Genomic DNA, 21,019 nt, shown 5'->3' with positions numbered 1-21,019 from the left:
TAAACATCATTTAATACTGCAAGGAGCAAAAGGCGATGAAAGGTTTGTTTAAATTGTCTTTTAGCTTAGCTTGCGCTTACTTTATTACAGGCTACTTTAGTAATTTATTGCTTGCTATAGATGGTTTTGCTGTGGCTTCTTGGCCTCCTGCGGGCATAGCTGTAGCAAGCTTTTTGTTATGGGGCCGCAAATCTTTTTTAGGTATTATTGTTGGTGCATTACTTACTAGCTTAATTCACCTTGATAATGTTGTTGATATACTAAACTGGCAAGTTTTTTTCCAAGCCGCTGCAATTGCTATCGCTGTTGTTTTTCAAGCATGGCTTGGCGCGCAAATAATAATTAAAGTTATTAAAGCCCCCCTCGATTTATCGTCACTAAAACACAGTGTACAAAGCTTAATTATAGCCGGCCCTGTATGTTGTATTATTGGCGCTAGTGTAGGCACCAGCTTACTTGTTTTTAATAATATAATTGCACAACATGCCGCGCTAGATAGTTTTATTGCGTGGTGGATTGGCGACAGTATTGGGGTGCTCATTTTTACGCCATTGATGCTGGCTGCATTTAATTACTCAGTGATGCGATACCGGCTACAAGTTATCCTGCCTTCTTTACTTATTTACATTCTTATTAGTGTGAGCTTTTATGGCGCTGCCAGTGTTAAAAAAGAAAAAAACATTCAAAAACAAGAGATAAAAACATTAGCCGTACAAGATTCAATTGCTCATAAATTAGATGAAATAACCGCACACTTGGCATTACTGGCTACTTTTTTTTCGAGCAGTGAAGATGTGAGCTTTAAAGAGTTTCGGCAATTTACGGCAAAACAGTTGAGCTATAGCGAAGAAATATTGGCGTTTGAATGGGTACCGTATGTTCCTAAAAGTGCGCTGTTAGAATATCAACAAATGACGCAACTAGCCGATGTTGATCATTTTTTTGTAAAAGAAAAGTCACCAACCAACCAATGGCAAGCCGTTGCTGAGCGAGATGTATATTACCCAATTAGGTATGCATACCCATTAAAAGGCAATGAAGATGCTATTGGCTTTGATTTAGCGTCAAACGGCTTTATGCAAGAGGCATTAAATAAGTCAAAAGTGCTCAACGAAATGGTCATTAGCCAACCGGTTAAGTTGGTGCAAAATCAGGCTGAGTTAGGGGTGCTATTTTTACATCCCGTATTTGGAAGTATAGAGACTGAAGATGACTTTAAAGGTTTTGCAGTTGCGGTAGTGAGCTTAAAAAAGCTATCGCAGTCGTTACTTTTTGATCATGAAAACTTAGTTACAGCAAGCTTTTTAGACATTAACAATACCAATAATACCCGAGCTATTTATATTGCCAACAACGAGTCAATGGAATTGTTAAAGTCCTACCAGCTACTCATTGGTAAACGTATGTGGCAGGTTGAGTTGCACGAGCCCTTAGTTACAACCTCCTGGCTAATATATTGGTTGGCACAAATAGTGGGGATGCTGTTTGTGTGGTTACTGGTAGCATTTTTAATTTCTGTTACAGGCACAAATATTCAAATACGCGAGCAAGTTGCTAAGCAAACGCGCACATTACGCCAAGAAAAGCAAAAAGCTGATGAAGCGAGCCAAATAAAAAGTCAGTTTTTAGCGAATATGAGCCACGAAGTGCGCACGCCAATTAATGGTATTAAAGGCTTACACTACTTAGCGTTACAACAAAATGATTGGCAGCAAGCCCGTACTTACATAGAGCAAGCTGATGGTGCGTTAGGGGTGTTACTTAGAGTATTAAATGACTTGCTCGATTTTTCTAAAATGGAGGCAGGTAAACTTGATTTAATGCAAGAACCCGTAGATATAGGGCGCTTGGCCGAAGAGATAATTAACTTAATACAATTTGAAGTAAATGTTAAGTCGTTAGAAATAAAGCTAGATTACGATAAAAACACAGACTTGGTGATTAACACCGATGCTATTCGTTTAAAGCAGGTGTTACTAAATTTACTCAATAATGCGGTTAAATTTACTGCTCAAGGGAGTATTACACTGAAAATTTGGCAATCAAAAACCATGACCTATTTAAGTGTAAGCGATACAGGTATTGGTATTAGTAAAGAGGCACAAAAGAAATTATTTAGGCCTTTTGCTCAAGCAGATAACTCTACGTCACGCCAATATGGCGGTACAGGGTTGGGCCTCAGTATTTGTAAAAAGCTAGTTGAGCTTATGGGTGGAGCTATAGATTTAAAAAGTACTGCAGGGCAAGGTTCAACATTTACCTTTAGTTTACCGCTTAACTCCCCTTTACCTAAAGTAGAGAAAAGTGAGCAAAGCTTTAGTGACGTGGATATAGAAAACGTATCATTTGCGAACTTCACATTACTTTTGGTTGAGGATAACCCGTTAAACCAACATGTAGCCACTGCCATTTTAAAAACCAAAGGGTGTGTTGCTGATATTGCTAATGATGGCTTTGCCGCAATTGAAATGTTAACTGAAAAAAGTTATGACATTGTTCTGATGGACATTCAAATGCCCAAAATGGACGGCTTACAAGCAACCAAGGTAATACGTAATGAGCTAGGCTTATTAGATTTACCTATTATAGGTTTATCGGCTAATGCGCATGATGACGATGTTAAAAAAGCGCTTGCCTGTGGAATGAATAGCTATATAACAAAACCAATAGATGCGAATATTTTGTTTAAAGCTCTTTGGCATTATTTAGCGGCGATAGAAAAATAAAATCATCTGCTTTTTTTGCATAAAAAGCAGACATATGGCCTCAAAAGTATATTTTAAATAAACTAGACTTGAATTATTACTATAGCTGCGTATTATGCGCGCAATTTTAACCTAACTGAGTTGCTACTATGATCAATAGAAAACTACCTTTGCTAGATATTCATCGCCATTTAGATGGTAATGTACGAGCGCAAACCATATTAGAACTTGGTCGTCAGTTTAATATAACTTTGCCTGCTGATAACGTTGCAGCACTTATTCCTCATGTACAAGTCATTGATCCTGAGCCAAACCTGATGGCATTTTTACAAAAATTAGATTGGGGTGTAACAGTATTAGGTGACTACGATGCTTGTAGACGTATAGCGATTGAAAATATTGAAGATGCACAAGCCCAAGGGCTCGATTATGTTGAGCTGCGCTTTAGTCCTTACTACATGGCACAAAGTCAAGGCTTACACCCTCAAGGTGTGGTTGAAGCGGTAATTGATGGCATTAAGTCGGCAACTAAAGGTGCTAATGTAAAAGCTAATTTAATTGGTATTTTATCACGCACTTATGGCGTAAAAGTTTGCCAACAAGAGCTTGATGCCTTACTCGCTTTTAAAGATGATTTAGTGGCTGTCGATTTAGCCGGTGATGAAATTGGTTTTCCGGGTGAGTTATTTGTAGAACACTTTAAGCAAGTACGCGACGCATACTTAGCTGCAACAATTCATGCTGGTGAGGCACTAGGTGCGCCAAGCATTTGGCAAGCAATTAACGAGCTAGGTGCGAGCCGTATAGGCCATGGTGTTAAAGCAATTGAAGATATTGAACTTATGAACTATCTGCGCGATAAGCGTATTGGTATTGAGTCGTGCTTAACCAGTAATATACAAACCAGTACCGTAAATGATTTAGCTCAGCATCCGCTAAAACAGTTTTTAGATCATGGTATTTTGGCCTGTATTAATACCGATGACCCTGCGGTTGAAGGTATTGAAATTGAACACGAATATTTAGTGGCAGCGCCACAAGCTGGTTTATCACAAGCCGATATAGAAAAAGCGCAAGCTAATGCGCTTGAAATTGCCTACTTAAGTTACAGCGATAAAAAAGCACTGCTAACAATGGCAAGTGCGCGCTAATTTAATACTATTAGTATAAAAAATGCCGCTAATAATAGCGGCATTTTTGTATCTAAGTAACCAGAGTTCAGGTTAAGTATTTATAAATTAGTGGCTTAGTGTGTTTGACAAGCTAGGTAGTTATCGTAAAGAGCTTTGAGAATATCGGCTCTGCTGATCATTCCTATTACTTTTTCTCCGTCAACCACAGGGTAATTTTTCGGTTTACCGGGTCTCATTTGCTCAGCAAGTTCAATAATGTTGGTGTCGCCATTTACAGTCACTACTTCTGTTTGCATTAGTTGCGATACTTTCACCACCCCATCACAAAAATAACTGCTTTGCATGAGTGGTTTAAGCAGCTCTTGCTCAGAGATAAAGCCAACTAAAAACTTATTGCTATCGAATACTGGGGCGCCAAGTAATTTAAATTTTTGCAGCTCTGCAATGGCAGTGGTCATTTCGGTATCTGGGGTAATGTTTGGCAACTTGTGTTGCATAAAGTCTTTTACTTTTGTATTTAGCATATGGGTCTCTCCCGCTGAATGTTCTATACAAAGTATGGTTTATAGATCGACTTTTAGGAAATTGTTTATGTTGATGATGTTGATAGATTTTAACTATTAATTATTTATTGTTATAAAAATAATTAAGGCACCTATTTAGATGCCTTAATATTTGAATTGAGAGCGTTAAGTGCAATTATTTAATAAATGCAAACGCATCTGCGTACATGTTTTCGCGAATAGCACCATGAGCAATAAAATCATCACGAACTATGCCAATCATGTCAAAACGTCCAGCCATGTAAATATCGTAAGGCGCTAGCGATACTATATCTTGCATTACGGCTTTGTGTACATAACCGGTATGCCCTTGCCAATCAGCCGATGGGTTTTCTACTACCGGAATAAATTGAAAGTTTTTGTGGCTATCGGCCCATACTTGCATTTCGCGGTGTGCATAAAGTGCCGATTCTTCTTTTACGCCCCAGTATAATAATACCGGGCGATCGCAGCTAATTTCAGCTAGGTGATCAGCCATTGATTTTGCATATGAAAATCCAGTACCGCCAGCAAGTAAAATAATTGGGCGTTCACACTGTAAACGAAGTTGCGATATACCTAAGCCTGCTTCTATTGCTATTAGCTGCTTTTCGTTAAGTGCATTGCGTAAATGTTCAAGCGACTGCATTGCATACGTATCGGTTCCCGAAGCGCCAATATGTAACTCTATTTGATCACATTGTGAAGGGCGACTGGCAATCGAAAATGCACGCTTGTCATTTTCGCTCAATACAAGGTGCATGTATTGGCCTGCTTCAAACGAAACCGGTTGTTGTGGTTTTAAAATTACTTTATGAACAAATTCTGTAAGTGGGCTGATAGCAACAACTTCAGCTTTTAATGTTTGCATTTTTTACCTTTTAGCAGCGCTTTTCATAGCAGATACGCAATAGAATGTGTTGATTCTAGCATATCTGTAGGGTTGTTTTATAGCCTATTGGTCTAGGATATTAGAGAATGTTAAGGCTCTGCCAAATGTCGTCAACGCGATCTTTGGTGGCTTTATCCATCTCAATCGGCTCGCCCCATTCACGGTTTGTTTCGCCAGGCCATTTGTTCGTTGCATCCATACCCATTTTAGAGCCAAGGCCAGAAACTGGTGACGCAAAATCTAAATAATCAATTGGTGTGTTTTCTATTAAGGTGGTATCGCGAGCGGGGTCCATACGCGTAGTAATTGCCCAAATAACATCTTCCCAATCTCGGGCGTTAATATCGTCATCGCACACAATAACAAACTTGGTATACATAAATTGACGTAAGTAAGACCACACTCCCATCATTACGCGTTTTGCATGGCCGGGATATTGTTTTTTCATGGTAACAATAGCCATGCGGTACGAGCAGCCTTCTGGCGGTAAGTAAAAATCAACAATTTCAGGGAATTGTTTTTGTAAAATAGGTACAAATACTTCGTTTAATGCCACCCCTAAAATAGCAGGCTCATCAGGCGGACGGCCGGTAAAGGTACTGTGGTAAATAGGGTTTTTACGGTGGGTCATATGGGTTACTGTCATCACCGGAAAGTCGTCAACTTCGTTATAATATCCGGTGTGATCGCCATACGGACCTTCAGGTGCCATTTCACCTGGCATTATGTAGCCTTCAAGTACTATTTCGGCGCTTGCGGGTACTTGTAAATCGTTTGATATTGATTTAACTACTTCAGTTTTACTACCGCGCAGTAAGCCTGCAAAAGCGTATTCGCTTAATGTGTCGGGTACGGGGGTTACTGCACCTAATATAGTTGCCGGATCGGCGCCCAATGCCACAGATACCGGGTACGGTTGGCCTGGGTTTTCTTTACACCATTCTTGAAAATCAAGCGCACCGCCACGGTGTGATAACCAGCGCATAATAATTTTATTTTTGCCTAACAGTTGCTGGCGGTATATGCCTAAATTTTGGCGCTTTTTATAAGGCCCTTTAGTAACGGTAAGGCCCCAAGTAATTAACGGTGCGGCATCGCCTGGCCAGCAATGTTGAATAGGCAGTTTAGTTAAATCGACCTCATCACCTTGTAAAATAACTTCTTGGCAGGGGGCTTTTTTGACTTCTTTAGCTGGCATATTAAGCACTTGTTTATAAACAGGTATTTGCCCTAACGCTTCTTTAATGCCTTTTGGTGGCTCTGGTTCTTTTAAAAAAGCCAAGAGCTTGCCAACTTCACGTAATTCGCTTACATCTTCTTGGCCCATGCCCATGGCAACACGCTTGGGTGTGCCAAATAAGTTAGCCAATACCGGAATATCGTAACCTTTAGGGTTTTCAAATAATAACGCAGGGCCTTTGGCACGTAATGTACGGTCGGCTATTTCGGTCATTTCAAGATACGGGTCGATTTCTTGAGTGATGCGTTTAAGCTCACCTCTTTTTTCAAGTAAATCGATAAAATCACGAAGATCTTTGTATTTCATTGTGGGCCGCTATTAAGCAATAAAGTTAAAAGTATTATACCCAAGTAACGTAAAATTGCATGCTCAGTTACTTAGCCATTAGCACTTGGAAAAATACAGTTACTTTGTATCGCTAAACTTGGTTTATCACGGTTTAATTTTATTAGTTTTACTGTATCAGCTACTGTTGTAGGCAGTGGTATTTTGTCCCTTCAATAATAAGCATGGCTTCACTATCTTTACTCCAAAACAACACACTTTTATTTATGTATTTATTACCAGAGGCACTTTTTTCTCGGCTAAGCTGATAAGTATTACTATTAAGTGTTAGTGCTGCTGTTTGCTCATTGATAACACTAAGCGTGGCTTCTTTTTGATTACACAGGTAGCGAGTATTAATTGTGGGCTCATTACAAGCAGATAAGCCTAATACACTTAATGCGATTATCAGCAGCGCTTTCATTTATATCTCCAGTGCAAACAGCAAATAATTACCGATATTTGCGTATTAATTTTAATCAGCATAACAAAGCAAAATTAACCGTTGGTGAAAATGTAGCTTTAAGTTATGTTAATAATATTATTTTTAAGCTAGGTATATATATGGCAGGTACTAATCTTTTAACCTTATTAGACGACATTACTGTGCTGCTAGATGACATTGCAACTATGAGTAAAGTTGCTACGAAAAAAACAGCGGGTGTATTAGGTGATGACTTAGCGCTTAATGCTCAACAAGTTACCGGTGTAGCTGCAGAGCGCGAGCTACCTGTGGTGTGGGCGGTAGCAAAAGGATCGTTTTTAAATAAAGCAATATTAGTACCTACTGCATTATTAATAAGTGTGTGGTTACCTTGGTTAATTACGCCATTATTAATGCTAGGTGGATTATTTTTATGTTTTGAAGGCGCAGAAAAAGTATTTGCCAAGTTTTTGCCTCATGATGATAAAAGCGAAAGTGAGGGCGACAAATTAGACCTAGTAGAATACGAGAAGCAAAAAGTTAAAGGCGCGATTAGAACCGACTTTATACTTTCTGCAGAGATAATAGTAATTACGCTTGGCACAGTTGCAGCTGCAACATTAATAAATCAGGCATTGGTATTGTGTGTTATTGCCATAATTATGACCATTGGCGTTTATGGCTTAGTTGCAGGAATTGTGAAGCTTGATGATGCAGGGCTATATTTACTTAATCAATCTAAGCAATCGGCTAATAAATTTAAAGAAATACTAGGCAAAGGGTTGTTAGCGGCAGCACCACGGCTTATGCAGTTTTTGGCATTTGCGGGTACAGTTGCAATGTTTTTAGTTGGCGGCGGCATTTTAGTGCATGGCATTAAAGCTTTGCATCATATTCAAATAGCGGTAACCAATTATGGGCAAACAATTGTAGGTACTACCGGTGAAGTGCTAGCACCACTTATATTTGATGGCTTATTGGGTGTGATAGCTGGCTTAGTTGTTGTGCTTGGGCATTTAGCTTATTTAAAAATATTCAAAAAATAGCGCTAATTCACAGCTTACAATTATTGCCTGTTTAACAACCGTATTGTTAAATAAGCCCATACAGTTAAATGTGTATGGGCTGTATTAATTAAAAGCTAAATTGTGCTGCTAAGCGTACGCTCGCTCCTTCGCCTATGGTTACATTATTTAAGCCACCGCCTGCTAGGTAGTTAGTATCAAATAAGTTTTCAATATTGAGGCGTAAGTTAACGTCGGTATTGTTTAAGTTTATTTTATACGTTGCACCCACATCTACGCGGGTATAGGCATCTTTAGTAACGGTATTGGCATTGTCGGCAAAGCGTTCGCCTTCGTAAAATGCACCTGCGTTTAATGCAATTACGTCGTTTAATTCGTAACGAGTCCATAGTGATGCAGACCATTTAGGGGCATCGGTAGGACGCTTACCTTGCAATGTTGCGTCGCGCTCATAGTTGGCATCTAAATACATAGTTGATGCCATTACAAATAAGCGGTCAGTTGCTGCGCCTTGTGCTGCTAACTCAAAGCCTTTATGGCGCTGTTCGCCAGCTTGAGTGGTGATGCTTGTTATATTATCAATAGGGTTAACAAGATCTTCGCTCACTAAAGTGCCAGTTTTGCTAATATCAAATAATGCGCCACTGAGCATTAAGCGATCGTCAAACAGCTGCCATTTAATACCAATTTCTTTTTGCTCAGAGGTAATCGCATCGAGCTTCATACCATTATTAACATCGTTTGTATTTACTAACGTTTCGTTTTGCGGCTCAAAGCCCTCAGAGTAACTGCCGTAAATAGTGGCTGAGGCATTAGGGTGATATAGCACACCCACTTTAGGAACAAACGATTCATTATTACTATTTTCTTTACTTTGCTTATCGTAACGACCACCTAAAGATAGCTGCCACTCTGGTGAGAACGAAATGAGATCTTGTATGTAAATACCGTAATAATCATAAGCAGATGAGCTAATAGTGTCATCGGTTTTATAGCTTATAGTTGGGCGAGATGGTTCGTTTTGCCCGGCGCTAAAGTCAAATGAGTCGGCATTAGTTTTTAATTGGCCGTAATAATAATCAAGCGAATTTGCGCCAATTAAAAATTGATGCTGAATACCAAAGGTTTCAAATTCACCAATAAAGTCAATAAAGGCGGTTTTAAACTGCCAATCATCAAAACGATCGTAAGGTTTTGAGGTGTAGCTATCACCCTCGATAAAGTTACTTGGTTTACGTGGCGATGACTCAAAGCGTTGACGCTCAAATGTTTGCTCGTTGTAACCAAGCTTTACTTGCCAGTTTTCGGTTAAAAATACTTCTAGCTCAACACCTAGGTTTTCTACCGTTATATCGGTAAACGCCCAAGACATATCGCGAATTGTTTTATCGTCGCCAATTACATTGGCATTACTATCAATCCAGGCACCCGTATCTAAACCGGCTTCGTCATCTGTGCGGTCGTAATGTACGCGTACTAAGGCGTTATCGCTAATATCGTAATCAACAATTAATGCACCTAAAAAACGATCGCGTTCACGGTTTTCACCATTTTGGTATTCACGCCAATAATCAACATCTTGCTTTACTAAAATACCGCGAGCACGTAAATCTTCCGATTCAGTAAGTGCACCGCCCGCATCCAGCATAAAGCGCGTTGAACCATGTTGATCAACATCGGCACTGGCTTTAAATAATGTTTGTGACGTGGGTTTTTTAGTTACCATATTAACCAAGCCACCAGGACCCGACTGGCCATATAAAATACTTGATGGACCTTTAATAACTTCAACCTGTTGTAATATTTCGATAGGTTGTTGGTAGTGAGACCAGTGCTGATGGCCGTCACGTAAGTAACCTGTAGATGAACTCAGTTCAAACCCGCGTAAATTAAATACTTCACGGTTACGTTGCTTTGAACCTGGCGTTAAGCTGGCGTCATTAGTAAGTACTTCACCTAACGTAGTTGCGAGTTGTTCATTTACTATAGTGTCGGTAATAACGGTAACCGACTGTGCGGTATCAAGTAATGAAGCAGACGTTCTCATTGCGCCATTAGCATTGTCTACTTTATAGTCATTAAAATAACTTCCTTTTACTTCTATATGTTCTATATCTGTTGCGTTTGCATAAACACTCGCAGTAGTACTTGCTAGCAGTGCGATAAAAAGTGGGCTTAGTTTCATTAGTTGTTTCCGGGTTAATAGAATTAATGATGAGTTAATCTTAATGAAAACTAGTATCATTTGCAATGCCTTTTGGTGTGTTTTTTTATAATGCTTAATGGTTGCCAATTAGGAATTCTGCTATTATTAGCAGCATATTGAGTGGGGCTTTCCCCCATGTTATTTTTTTTGCATTGGAATTTACTGTGACCACAACTGCTTTTTCATCTTTGGCTTTACCTTCTGGGTTAGTTGATAACTTATCAACACTCGGCTACACCCACATGACACCTGTTCAGGCGCAAAGTTTACCGCCAGTACTGGCTGGAAAAGACATTATTGCTCAAGCAAAAACGGGGTCAGGTAAAACTGCGGCGTTTAGCTTAGGCGTATTGGCTAAATTAAACGTAAAACGTTTTCGTATTCAATCTTTAGTATTGTGCCCAACACGCGAGTTGGCAGAGCAAGTAGCTGTAGAAATGCGCAAATTAGCGCGTGGCATTCATAATATTAAAATACTTACTTTATGTGGTGGTGTATCAATTGGCCCACAAATTGGCTCACTTGAACATGGCGCACATATTATTGTTGGTACACCGGGGCGAGTTGACGATCATATTCGTAAAGGTACTTTGCGTTTAGATGATGTAGAAACGCTCGTACTAGATGAAGCCGACCAAATGCTAGATATGGGTTTTCAAGATACCTTAGATGCAATTATTGAGCGTATTCCTACTAATCGCCAAACATTACTATTTAGCGCTACGTTTCCACGTGCAATAGAAGCTGTTGCAAAGCGTGTGCTTAGCAATCCAGTAATGGTTAAGGTAGAAGAAGAGCAAGCTAAAAGCACTATTAAGCAATACTTCTATAAAATGGATAACAATAAACAACGCTACCCAACACTTAAATTATTGCTGCTTAAATTTACCCCGCAAAGCTGTGTCGTGTTTTGTAATACTAAGGTAGAAACACAGCAATTGTGTGATGATTTAGTTGATGAAGGCTTTAGTGCGGTATCTTTGCATGGTGATTTAGAGCAGCGTGATCGTGAGCGTACGTTAATTCATTTTTCTAATAAAAGTGCATCAATACTAGTGGCAACCGATGTGGCCGCGCGTGGTTTAGACATTGACGATATGGATATGGTGATTAACTATCACTTAGCTCACGACACACAAACACATGTGCATCGTATTGGTCGTACCGGTCGAGCGGGTAAAAAGGGTATTGCATGCTCTATTTATGGTGAAGCAGAAGCGTTTAAAATTGCACAAATTGGTGATCATTATGAACGCGATGTGATCCCAGAGCCAATGCCATCGTTTAGCTTATTAGAAAAACCACCGTACAAACCAGAAATGGTAACCTTAATGCTTGATTCTGGTAAAAAGCAAAAAGTACGTGCAGGTGATATTTTAGGTGCACTTACCGGTAAAGACGGTATTGCAGGGCGTCAAGTTGGTAAAATAAACGTACTCGACAACGTTGCGTTTGTTGCCGTAGAGCGTAATTCTTCAAAGCCGGCACTGCGTAAATTAACCGAAGGTAATATTAAAGGCCGTAAAATACGCGCTCGTCGCCTTACGTGCTAATAATTATTGAAAAACTAATTCAATAATTACTTACCAATTGAGCAGCTTGCCCTAAGCTGCTCATATTCACACTTTAACTGTTTAAATTTTTCTGCATTACCAACTGCTTTATCAGGATGACACTGTAATGCCAGTTGCCGCCAACGTTTTTGTACTTCTTTTAGCGTGCTTTGCTGAGATAGTTGCCACTTTACTAATAGCTGTTTATGAGTGTCTGGATCTATTATTTGTGCAGATTTACTGTGCTTGGTAAAACGCTGCCAAAACTGGGTTAAAAGAGCATCGATTTCGGCGCTAGAGGTTTCAAAGTTTTGCCAATCAAGGTAGTAGTCTCGTAGCGGATCGGTACTTTTTACGAGGGTGTTACTGGCTGTGGTAATAAGTTGTATTTGTAAACCACCAATAAGGAGTTGCTGCTTAGGCATAATTTGCTGCTGTAGCTGATAAAGCGCGTTCATAATTAAAAAGTTACGTTTGAATAAATCACGATCAGGGGCAGCATCAAGCGTGCTAATCACTTTACGTTGTTGTAACTCTGCCGCTAAAGTATGCACCATCCATACTTTTTTTTGCAAAAGCAACTCAAAAATCTCATCTATCAGTGGGTTAAGCATTGTTTACAATCTAGTTATTAGTGTATCTTGGGTAAATTATCATAGTGGCTACAAAAGTTTCAAGGATGTAATTATGCAGGGTTGGTTACAACGCTTCTTTTTTGTTGGCTTTATGGCTGTATGCAGCATTTTTTCTACATTGAGTTTTTCTGTTACACCAGCAGACTTATTTGAACAATTTAAGTCGGCTAAAAGTTGGTCAGATAAACAAAGCTTTGCCTCTACACTGTTAACTAAAAAAAATTTACCGCACCAACAGCGCATTGCTATATATAGCGACTTAGCTGAGCTTGCCTTTAATGCCAACGACCTTCCTCACGCCTTAGAATATTATAAGTTATTAGAGCGCAATATTAGTTTTGATGAATTGCCCGATCTGTATTTTAGAGCAATAAAAATGCAAGGTGTGGTGTTGTATTATCAAGGGTTTGTACAACAAGCAGTGGTTGATTATAGCCGGGCTTTAGGGTTAGCCATACGTTTAAAAGGCTCGTTAAAACAAGCCAATTTATTAAGTAATATAGGCTTGGCTTACTTTGATATGTATAACATGGAACTAGCTCTGGATTATTATCAGCAAGCAAAACTGATCTACGAAAAAGAGGGGAGTGCGCAAGACAAAGCCGATATTTTACACAATATTGCTGGGATATATATTCGCCTTTCTCGTTACGAATCAGCACTTGAAATGTATCGTGAGGTATTAAAGGTATTTCAACAACTTGGTGATGAAGATGGCGTAGCTCAAGTCTATGGCAATATGGGGGTAGCTTATACTGAGTCAAAACAGTATCAATTGGCACTACATTATAATCAGCTGGCACTACGTTACTATCAGAGCATAAATAATGCATTCCAACTCTCTACTAAGCACGCTAATTTAGCGAGTATTAATCTGCACTTAAATAAATTTGATGTGGCCTTGTATCATGCAAAGGCGGCGCAGCAATTCGCACTTGATGCAGGGAATAAATCATTGCTAGCGGCGGCATTGCATGTGCTCGCTACCGCGCAATTTGCTCAAGGCGATATTGAAAATGCAAAAACAACGTCAGAACGCTCAATTGCATTAGCAAAAGAATATAAAAATGGCATGCGTATTAAAGACGGCTTAGGTATTGAGGCTTTGATTTATTCAAGCTTAGGCGACTTTAAACAAGCACTGCAATTGCATCAGCAGTATGTTGACTACCAACGCAGTATAAATACAGAAGAGGCTTCAAAGGCTGTTAGTATTTTTCAAACTCAATTTGAAGCAGATAAACTAAACCAAGAAATTAAACAGCTAAAACAACAACAACACTTACAACAACTGCAAATATCTAAACGTTTTCAATTAACTATTTTGCTTGGCATTGTGGCAATTCTTATTTTAATTACAGTTATTGCAATTTACCGTCGCAGAATAGAAAGTAATGCAAAACTACAATTAACAGAGCAAGTAGAGCAACGTACGTTAGAATTACAAAGTGTGGCGCAAGAGTTGCGCGAAGCAAACGATGTTAAAAGTCAGTTTTTAGCAAATATAAGCCATGAAATTCGCACCCCACTTACCGCTATTTTAAGCCAAACCGACGACTTAATTAATGGTTTGTATGAGCCTGAGCAGTTACAAGATGAGCTTAAAGTTATTCAGCGTCAAAGCGAGCATTTAAAAAGTTTAATAAATGATGTGCTCGACTTAAGTAAAATAGAAGCTAACAGATTGGAGCTGTCTATTTCTTGTTTTGACATTGTACAAGTGCTGAATGACATACATGGGATGTTTAGCGTACAAGCAAAAGCTAAAAACTTATCCTTGGTATTTGACAACCAACTTGGTAATGAACTGTATACCAGGCTTGATTTAACCCGCGTAAAGCAAATTTTAATAAACCTATGTGCTAATGCAATTAAATTTACTCACAGCGGCCAAGTTACGATTGTGGCCAATAATACCGAGCAAGGACTGGTGTTCACGGTAAAAGATACCGGAATAGGTATGAATACAGCACAACTTAAGCTTATTTTTGAATGTTTTAGCCAAGCAGATAATAGTATTAGCCGTCGTTTTGGTGGTACTGGTTTGGGGCTTAGTTTGTCACAACAACTTGCTGCCATGATGGGGGGATATATTAGTGTGCAAAGCGAATTTAAAAAAGGCAGTCAATTCTCATTTTTTGTGCCGTGCGTACCAGTAGATAAAAGCGAATGTACAGTTACAGCTAAAGACAATATAAATAGTGGCCATAAAGCGCTAAGCGCTAAAGTGGTACTTGCTGAGGATCATGACGATAATCGCAGATTAATAAGCCGTTATTTACGCGCCATGGGGCTTGACGTTATTGCTGTTGAAAATGGTGAGCAAGCTGTAGAGCAATGTTTAAAAGAGTATCCTGATTTTGTGCTATTGGACATTCAAATGCCTATTATGGATGGCATTACTGCTTTTGAGTTACTCAGGCAGTGCGGTTATGAGCTGCCAATATTTGCTTTAACCGCCAATGCAATGAGCCATGAAATCGAGCAGTATTTAGCACTTGGTTTTACTGATTACTTAGCTAAACCAATTGATAAAGAAAAGTTTTATAGCACTATAGCTGAGCATCTCGCATCAATAAAAAATGAGCAAAACAGCACAAACGTAAAGATAGATATGAGTGACTTAGTGGCTAGTTTCAAACAAAGCTTATCAATAGAAAGTGAGCTAATTAGCCAGCACTTTAATAGTGGCGATTTTGTAGCGTTACAAAAAGATAGCCATCGTATTTTAGGGGCAGCACAAATGTTTAAGTTGTGCGACATTGCAGACGCTGCAAAAGCGTTAGATGATGCGTGTAAAAATCCAGAAGAAGTACAAAATATTGCAGTGTTAGTTGATAAACTACAAGCCTTATTTTTGCACTACAAAGAGCATGATTAAAGCGGTACAGCGCTACTTTTTTGCAGGCAAATAAAAACGCCTAATAATTGATATTCAATTGTTAGGCGTTTTTTTATAAGCTTTAAAACTTATATGGAATTACTGGCGTTTCATCGAATCAAAAAACTCATCGTTGGTTTTGCTCATCGATAATTTATCAATTAAAAATTCCATCGCGTCAATTTCTGACATGTCATGAACAATTTTACGCAAAATCCACAGCTTTTGTAGCTCATCTGGTTTTGTGAGTAATTCTTCACGACGAGTGCCTGAACGGTTAAAGTCGATAGCTGGGAATACACGTCGTTCCGCAATTTTACGGTTAAGATGTAGTTCCATGTTACCAGTACCTTTAAACTCTTCGTAGATAACTTCATCCATTTTAGAGCCGGTATCAATAAGCGCAGTAGCAATAATTGTTAAGCTGCCGCCTTCTTCAACATTACGTGCAGCACCAAAAAAACGTTTCGGTTTATGGAGTGCGTTTGCATCAACACCACCGGTAAGTACTTTACCAGACGATGGAATAACGGTGTTGTAAGCACGGGCTAAACGTGTGATTGAGTCAAGTAAGATAACAACATCTTTTTTATGCTCTACTAAACGTTTTGCTTTTTCGATAACCATTTCGGCTACTTGTACGTGGCGAGAAGCAGGTTCATCAAATGTTGATGCAATTACTTCGCCTTTTACAAGACGCTGCATTTCGGTTACTTCTTCCGGACGCTCATCAATTAGTAATACCATTAATGTTGCATCTGGGTGGTTGTGAGTAATCGATTGCGCAATATTTTGTAGTAGCATGGTTTTACCCGCTTTTGGCGGTGCTACTAATAAACCACGTTGACCACGACCAATAGGAGAGGCTAAATCAAGTACTCGGGCTGTAATATCTTCCTTACTACCGTTACCGCGTTCCATACGAAAACGTTCGTTTGCATGCAGTGGTGTTAGGTTTTCAAAAAGAATTTTAGTGCGAGAGTTTTCAGGTTTATCAAAGTTAACTTCATTTACTTTAAGTAAAGCAAAGTAACGCTCACCATCTTTAGGTGGACGAATAAGACCTGAGATTGAATCGCCAGTACGCATACTAAAACGGCGAATCTGGCTAGGTGAAACATAAATGTCATCTGGGCCAGCTAAGTAAGAGGCTTCTGATGATCTTAAAAAGCCAAAACCATCTTGCAAAATTTCTAATACACCGCCACCGAAGATATTCTCTCCGCCTTTGGCATGTGATTTTAAAATAGCAAAAATGATGTCTTGCTTTCTTAAGCGGGCTACGTTTTCGAGCCCCATGGACTCAGCTAAGTCTACAAGCTCTTTTATAGATTTGTCTTTTAGTTCGCGTAAATGCATATTGGTGGGTTCTTTATTACAGTTGTCATACTCAAAATCGCTTTGTTTGATCGTTGAGTGAGGTTTGTTGAATATAACTAAGGATTAGTTGGCTTTATAAACTAGCAGCTCATTGACACAGCGTCCAGTGTTTATACAAAAAAATAATAAAAAAAGGGCATTAAGCCCTTTTTTATTATTTAAATTTAAAGATTGTTTTCTAAAAACTCGATTAATTGAGTTTTTGAAAGTGCGCCAACTTTAGTTGCAGCAACTTGGCCATCTTTAAAAAGAAGTAATGTAGGGATACCACGAATACCAAATTTAGGCGGTGTACCCGCATTTTGATCGATATTAAGTTTAGCTATGGTAACGCGACCATCAAATTCCTCAGCAACTTCACTAAGGATAGGGGCGATCATTTTACAAGGTCCGCACCACTCAGCCCAAAAGTCTACTAGTACAGGCTTGTCTGATTGTAATACGTCAGCTTCAAAGCTATCGTCAGTAATTTGGATTATTTTCTCGCTCATTGCGCTCTCCGGTTTAGTTAGGCGAAATATTTAGTGCGTATTTAAACACTCTTGTTTCTTATTGCAAGTTTAAACGTTATGCTTAAACGCTATGACTAAGACACATTTGACCGATAAAAAGTTTTCAGACTTTGCTATTGCACCGGAAGTGGTTGCCGGTTTAACCGAAAGTGGGTTTGAATATTGCACACCCATTCAAGCTAAATGCCTACCTTTTATTTGTGAGGGTCGCGATATCGCAGGCCAAGCACAAACAGGTACAGGCAAAACGTTGGCGTTTTTAACTGCCACGTGCCATCGGTTATTACAATCTAGCAAAGCCCCTAGTAAACATCCAAGAGCCCTGATCATGGCCCCTACAAGGGAGCTGGCGATTCAGATACACAAAGATGCAAAAATTTTAGCGCCGCACTGTAATCTTAACTTAGGTTTAGTATATGGTGGCGAAGATTACGAAAAACAACGTGCACAACTAGAAAAAGGCGTTGATATTTTAATTGGTACTACAGGTCGTTTAATTGATCTGTATAAGCAAGGCTGTTACACCCTTAATGAAATTGAGGTAGTCGTGCTTGACGAAGCAGATCGTATGTTTGATTTGGGCTTTATCAAAGATATTCGTTATATGTTCCACCGTATGCCAGATACATCAAAGCGTTTAAATTTATTATTCTCTGCAACGCTATCGTATCGTGTACAAGAACTTGCGTTTGAACATATGACCAATCCTGAGCACGTACAAATTGAGCCAGATGTAAAAACCGGTAAACGCATTCAAGAAGAGCTATTTCATCCTTCACAAGAAGATAAAATTAAGCTGCTGCTGACGTTAATTGAAGAAGAGTGGCCTGAAAAAGCCATTATCTTTGCTAACACTAAGCATAGTTGTGAAACCGTATATGCCTGGTTAAAGGCCGATGGACATCGGGTTGGCATGCTTACTGGTGACGTAAATCAGAAAAAACGTCAATCAATTTTAGCTGAGTTTAGTAAAGGCGACTTAGACTTTTTAGTGGCGACAGATGTTGCAGCACGTGGTCTACATATTCCTGAAGTAAGCCATGTATTTAATTTTGATTTACCAGATGATTGCGAAGATTACGTACACCGTATTGGCCGTACAGCTCGCGCTGGCGCGTCTGGTCACGCTATTAGTTTCGCATGTGAACAGTATGCTTATAACTTGCATGAAATTGAAGAGTATATAGATCACAGTATTCCATTATCACATTACGATAAAACAGCATTACTGGATGATTTAACTAAACCTACTATTCATAGAAAGCGTAACTTTTCTACAGGTCCACGTAATCGCAGTAACAACAGCGGACGTCGCCCAAATAATAGTTATCAAAAAGGACGGTCATAAACGACCGTTAGTTTAACTGTAATAGTAATTAGAGGTTTTTGAACGGTGGGGCAACTTAAACCGCAAAAAAATGTATATGCAGTTATTGATTTAGGTTCAAATAGCTTTCATATGCTTATTGCTAAATCAATAGCTGGCGGCCTACAAACCATAGGTCGTGTTAAACGCAAAGTAAGGTTAGCTGCAGGGCTTGATATAGACAATGTATTAAGCTCAGAAGCAATGCATAGAGGATGGGAGTGCCTAGCGTTATTTGCTGAGCGCTTACAAGACATCCCCAAACAAAACATCACTATAGTTGCCACCGCCACATTACGTTTAGCTAGTAATGCTGATGTATTTAAAGCGCAAGCAGAAAAAATCCTCGGTCATAAAGTTAATGTCATTAGCGGCGAATTAGAAGCGCGCACTATATATAAAGGCGTTGCTCATACCTCATCTTGTACCGGTAGTCAGCTTGTTATCGATATTGGTGGTGCTAGCACTGAAGTGATTATTGGTAAGAACTTTGATGCATTACTCTATAAAAGCCTTAACATCGGGTGTGTTACCTACCTAGAGCGCTATTTTAAAGATTGCAAATTAAGCAATGTAAACTTTAACACCGCAATAAAAGCCGCACGCACAGTCATTGATGAAATTGCATCAGAGTATAAAGTTAAAGGCTGGCAAGTAGCCTCAGGTGCTTCGGGTACAGTGCAAGCAATTCAAGAAATCATGATAGCGCAAAATCTAGATGAGCTATTAACCCTTGAAAAACTCTACACTATCAAAAAGCAATCAATCGCTTATAAAACGATTGCCGCATTAGACCTACCAGGGCTAAGTGAAGACCGCCGTTTAGTGTTTGTATCAGGGCTTGCCATTTTAATTGCATTATTTGAATCGCTCGAGATAGAAAAAATGGGATTAGCAGGTGGAGCACTGCGTGAAGGTGTTTTATATAGCATGCTACCAGAGCTGCATAATAGCGATATTCGTAAGCGTACAGTCGACGGCTTTATCGATCGTTACCATGTTGATCAAAAGCAAGCTAGTCGCGTCGCCAGTCTCGTATTAAACTTAGCTTCAGAAGTAAATGAAAGCTGGCCAATAAAAGCACTTAACGGGTTGCCTTTATTAACGGCAGTTGCACAGCTACATGAAATTGGTTTATTGATAGAGTATAAGCAGTATCACAAACACAGTGCTTATATTTTAAAAAACACTGAGATGCCAGGTTTTTCGCAGTCAGAGCATAAAGTCATTGTTGCGGTAACTAAAGGGCATCGCTCTGATCTGCAAAAAGGGTATTTCGATTCGCTTGGTGCAAATAGTGTACTTGCGCAGTATTTAGTAAGACTAATACGTATAGCCGTCATTTTATGTATGCGTCGGCAAGATGATGTACTCCCTGAGTTTGCGGTAACTGTTAAAGACGATGTCTTAAATCTGCAGTTTGAAAATGACTGGTTGAAAAACCATCCATTAATGGCAAGCGAGCTGCAACAAGAATCTAAGCAGCAAGCGAAACTTGGCTGGAAGCTCATAGTAAATTAACTAAACAGGCCCACAAGGGCCTTTTTAGTGTTTAAAATAACCACTTGGTTTAAATATCAAGCGAACAGCACTTTATTTTAANTTGGTTTAAATATCAAGCGAACAGCACTTTATTTTAAGTTTTCTTTAAAAAACGCTTGCGTAAAACTGGCTGCGCCCTATAATGCGACCCCACTGAGACGGCAGACAGCAACGCTTAGCGAGGCAAGAGTCAATCAGTGAGTCGAGTAAAACTTAAAGTTAGATTTTTATAAAGTTTACATTTAAGTGTTGACAAAAAAATAGGAAAGCGTAACATGCGCAGCCCTAGCGAGATAAATTTTTACTTTATTGTCGCAACGTTCTTTAACAATATAAAGCAATCATCTGTGTGGGCACTCGTACAGATTGAGTTCTAACAGCCAAACTTAGTTCGCTAAGTAAGGCAAACAAATTAGAGTCTCAATTGAAACTGAGTGACCATATGTTATTAAAAGATTCAGCCTTGAGCTGTTTTGATTTCACTTTTTTAAAAGTGAAAATAATAACGCACAGTCAATTCGTTTTTGGCAACAAAAACAAAAAATTCAGAATTCATTGAGCTGTCGAAAGACATAAAACTTTTTAATTGAAGAGTTTGATCATGGCTCAGATTGAACGCTGGCGGCAGGCCTAACACATGCAAGTCGAGCGGTAACAGA

Annotated in this window: 15 protein-coding genes and 1 rRNA gene; 8 read left to right on the top strand and 8 right to left on the bottom strand. The window is 39.2% G+C overall.

The window, feature by feature from the left end; all coding sequences use genetic code 11:
• Positions 1-35: 35 nt before the first annotated feature.
• Positions 36-2,726 (top strand): CHASE domain-containing protein, encoded by a 2,691-nt coding sequence (locus tag I6E78_RS13925; RefSeq protein ID WP_197182722.1) that lies wholly within the window; start codon positions 36-38, stop codon positions 2,724-2,726.
• A gap of 128 nt (positions 2,727-2,854) precedes the next feature.
• Positions 2,855-3,856, top strand: coding sequence for an adenosine deaminase (gene add, locus I6E78_RS13920; protein ID WP_058372295.1), 1,002 nt, complete (start codon positions 2,855-2,857; stop codon positions 3,854-3,856).
• A 95-nt stretch (positions 3,857-3,951) separates the two neighbouring features.
• Here add and I6E78_RS13915 read toward each other — a convergent pair whose 3' ends face one another.
• From I6E78_RS13915 to I6E78_RS13900, 4 genes are all read right to left on the bottom strand, one after another.
• Positions 3,952-4,362 carry a CBS domain-containing protein gene (locus I6E78_RS13915; RefSeq protein ID WP_011326830.1) on the bottom strand — a complete coding sequence of 137 codons (411 nt, stop codon included), beginning with the start codon at positions 4,360-4,362 and terminating at the stop codon, positions 3,952-3,954.
• Between the two features lie 175 nt (positions 4,363-4,537).
• Positions 4,538-5,251 (bottom strand): NAD(P)H-flavin reductase, encoded by a 714-nt coding sequence (gene fre, locus I6E78_RS13910; RefSeq protein WP_058372296.1) that lies wholly within the window; start codon positions 5,249-5,251, stop codon positions 4,538-4,540.
• A gap of 100 nt (positions 5,252-5,351) precedes the next feature.
• Complete coding sequence (ubiD, locus tag I6E78_RS13905) at positions 5,352-6,818, bottom strand: 4-hydroxy-3-polyprenylbenzoate decarboxylase (RefSeq protein ID WP_011326832.1); 1,467 nt, start codon at positions 6,816-6,818, stop codon at positions 5,352-5,354.
• A gap of 160 nt (positions 6,819-6,978) precedes the next feature.
• Positions 6,979-7,260: an MliC family protein gene (locus tag I6E78_RS13900; RefSeq protein ID WP_197182721.1), complete on the bottom strand. Its 282-nt coding sequence runs from the start codon at positions 7,258-7,260 to the stop codon at positions 6,979-6,981.
• Positions 7,261-7,400: 140 nt separating this feature from the next.
• Between I6E78_RS13900 and I6E78_RS13895 the strand changes: the two genes are divergently transcribed.
• Complete coding sequence (locus I6E78_RS13895) at positions 7,401-8,306, top strand: DUF808 domain-containing protein (protein WP_058374475.1); 906 nt, start codon at positions 7,401-7,403, stop codon at positions 8,304-8,306.
• An 88-nt stretch (positions 8,307-8,394) separates the two neighbouring features.
• Here I6E78_RS13895 and I6E78_RS13890 read toward each other — a convergent pair whose 3' ends face one another.
• Complete coding sequence (locus tag I6E78_RS13890; protein ID WP_197182720.1) at positions 8,395-10,470, bottom strand: TonB-dependent siderophore receptor; 2,076 nt, start codon at positions 10,468-10,470, stop codon at positions 8,395-8,397.
• A gap of 185 nt (positions 10,471-10,655) precedes the next feature.
• Here I6E78_RS13890 and dbpA point away from each other — a divergent pair, with 185 nt between their 5' ends.
• Entirely contained in the window at positions 10,656-12,044 is a 1,389-nt protein-coding gene (gene dbpA, locus I6E78_RS13885; RefSeq protein ID WP_011326836.1) for an ATP-dependent RNA helicase DbpA, read from the top strand.
• A 26-nt stretch (positions 12,045-12,070) separates the two neighbouring features.
• On the opposite strand, the gene I6E78_RS13880 is transcribed toward dbpA, so the two are convergent.
• Complete coding sequence (locus tag I6E78_RS13880; protein ID WP_197182719.1) at positions 12,071-12,658, bottom strand: DNA-J related domain-containing protein; 588 nt, start codon at positions 12,656-12,658, stop codon at positions 12,071-12,073.
• 73 nt (positions 12,659-12,731) lie between these two features.
• On the opposite strand from I6E78_RS13880, the gene I6E78_RS13875 reads away from it, so the two are divergent.
• A complete protein-coding gene (locus I6E78_RS13875; RefSeq protein WP_197182718.1) occupies positions 12,732-15,560 on the top strand; it encodes a tetratricopeptide repeat protein in 2,829 nt (942 codons plus the stop codon).
• Between the two features lie 99 nt (positions 15,561-15,659).
• On the opposite strand, the gene rho is transcribed toward I6E78_RS13875, so the two are convergent.
• Both rho and trxA read right to left on the bottom strand, forming a co-directional pair.
• Positions 15,660-16,919: a transcription termination factor Rho gene (gene rho / locus I6E78_RS13870; RefSeq protein ID WP_011326839.1), complete on the bottom strand. Its 1,260-nt coding sequence runs from the start codon at positions 16,917-16,919 to the stop codon at positions 15,660-15,662.
• Between the two features lie 185 nt (positions 16,920-17,104).
• Positions 17,105-17,431: a thioredoxin TrxA gene (trxA, locus tag I6E78_RS13865; RefSeq protein ID WP_011326840.1), complete on the bottom strand. Its 327-nt coding sequence runs from the start codon at positions 17,429-17,431 to the stop codon at positions 17,105-17,107.
• Positions 17,432-17,522: 91 nt separating this feature from the next.
• Here trxA and rhlB point away from each other — a divergent pair, with 91 nt between their 5' ends.
• The 3 genes from rhlB to I6E78_RS13850 all read left to right on the top strand — a co-directional run.
• Positions 17,523-18,800 carry an ATP-dependent RNA helicase RhlB gene (gene rhlB / locus I6E78_RS13860; protein WP_041454311.1) on the top strand — a complete coding sequence of 426 codons (1,278 nt, stop codon included), beginning with the start codon at positions 17,523-17,525 and terminating at the stop codon, positions 18,798-18,800.
• Positions 18,801-18,845: 45 nt separating this feature from the next.
• On the top strand, positions 18,846-20,339 hold the full coding sequence (gene gppA, locus I6E78_RS13855) for a guanosine-5'-triphosphate,3'-diphosphate diphosphatase (protein ID WP_197182717.1): 1,494 nt from the start codon (positions 18,846-18,848) through the stop codon (positions 20,337-20,339).
• A gap of 604 nt (positions 20,340-20,943) precedes the next feature.
• Positions 20,944-21,019 (top strand): 16S ribosomal RNA (locus tag I6E78_RS13850); the annotation flags it as partial.

This window comes from Pseudoalteromonas sp. NZS127 (assembly GCF_015864805.1).
Taxonomy (GTDB): Bacteria; Pseudomonadota; Gammaproteobacteria; order Enterobacterales; family Alteromonadaceae; genus Pseudoalteromonas; species Pseudoalteromonas nigrifaciens.
The sequence above is the reverse complement of the archived record's forward strand: the minus strand, read 5'-3'. Positions and strand labels throughout refer to the sequence as shown.

Coding starts and splice junctions, on each gene's coding strand:
- I6E78_RS13895 (WP_058374475.1), top strand. CDS start 7,401: ATGGCAGGTACTAATCTTTTAACCTTATTAGACGACATTACTGTGCTG.
- I6E78_RS13915 (WP_011326830.1), bottom strand. CDS start 4,362: ATGCTAAATACAAAAGTAAAAGACTTTATGCAACACAAGTTGCCAAAC.
- rhlB (WP_041454311.1), top strand. CDS start 17,523: ATGACTAAGACACATTTGACCGATAAAAAGTTTTCAGACTTTGCTATT.
- rho (WP_011326839.1), bottom strand. CDS start 16,919: ATGCATTTACGCGAACTAAAAGACAAATCTATAAAAGAGCTTGTAGAC.
- trxA (WP_011326840.1), bottom strand. CDS start 17,431: ATGAGCGAGAAAATAATCCAAATTACTGACGATAGCTTTGAAGCTGAC.
- ubiD (WP_011326832.1), bottom strand. CDS start 6,818: ATGAAATACAAAGATCTTCGTGATTTTATCGATTTACTTGAAAAAAGA.
- I6E78_RS13900 (WP_197182721.1), bottom strand. CDS start 7,260: ATGAAAGCGCTGCTGATAATCGCATTAAGTGTATTAGGCTTATCTGCT.
- I6E78_RS13875 (WP_197182718.1), top strand. CDS start 12,732: ATGCAGGGTTGGTTACAACGCTTCTTTTTTGTTGGCTTTATGGCTGTA.
- fre (WP_058372296.1), bottom strand. CDS start 5,251: ATGCAAACATTAAAAGCTGAAGTTGTTGCTATCAGCCCACTTACAGAA.
- I6E78_RS13880 (WP_197182719.1), bottom strand. CDS start 12,658: ATGCTTAACCCACTGATAGATGAGATTTTTGAGTTGCTTTTGCAAAAA.
- add (WP_058372295.1), top strand. CDS start 2,855: ATGATCAATAGAAAACTACCTTTGCTAGATATTCATCGCCATTTAGAT.
- I6E78_RS13925 (WP_197182722.1), top strand. CDS start 36: ATGAAAGGTTTGTTTAAATTGTCTTTTAGCTTAGCTTGCGCTTACTTT.
- I6E78_RS13890 (WP_197182720.1), bottom strand. CDS start 10,470: ATGAAACTAAGCCCACTTTTTATCGCACTGCTAGCAAGTACTACTGCG.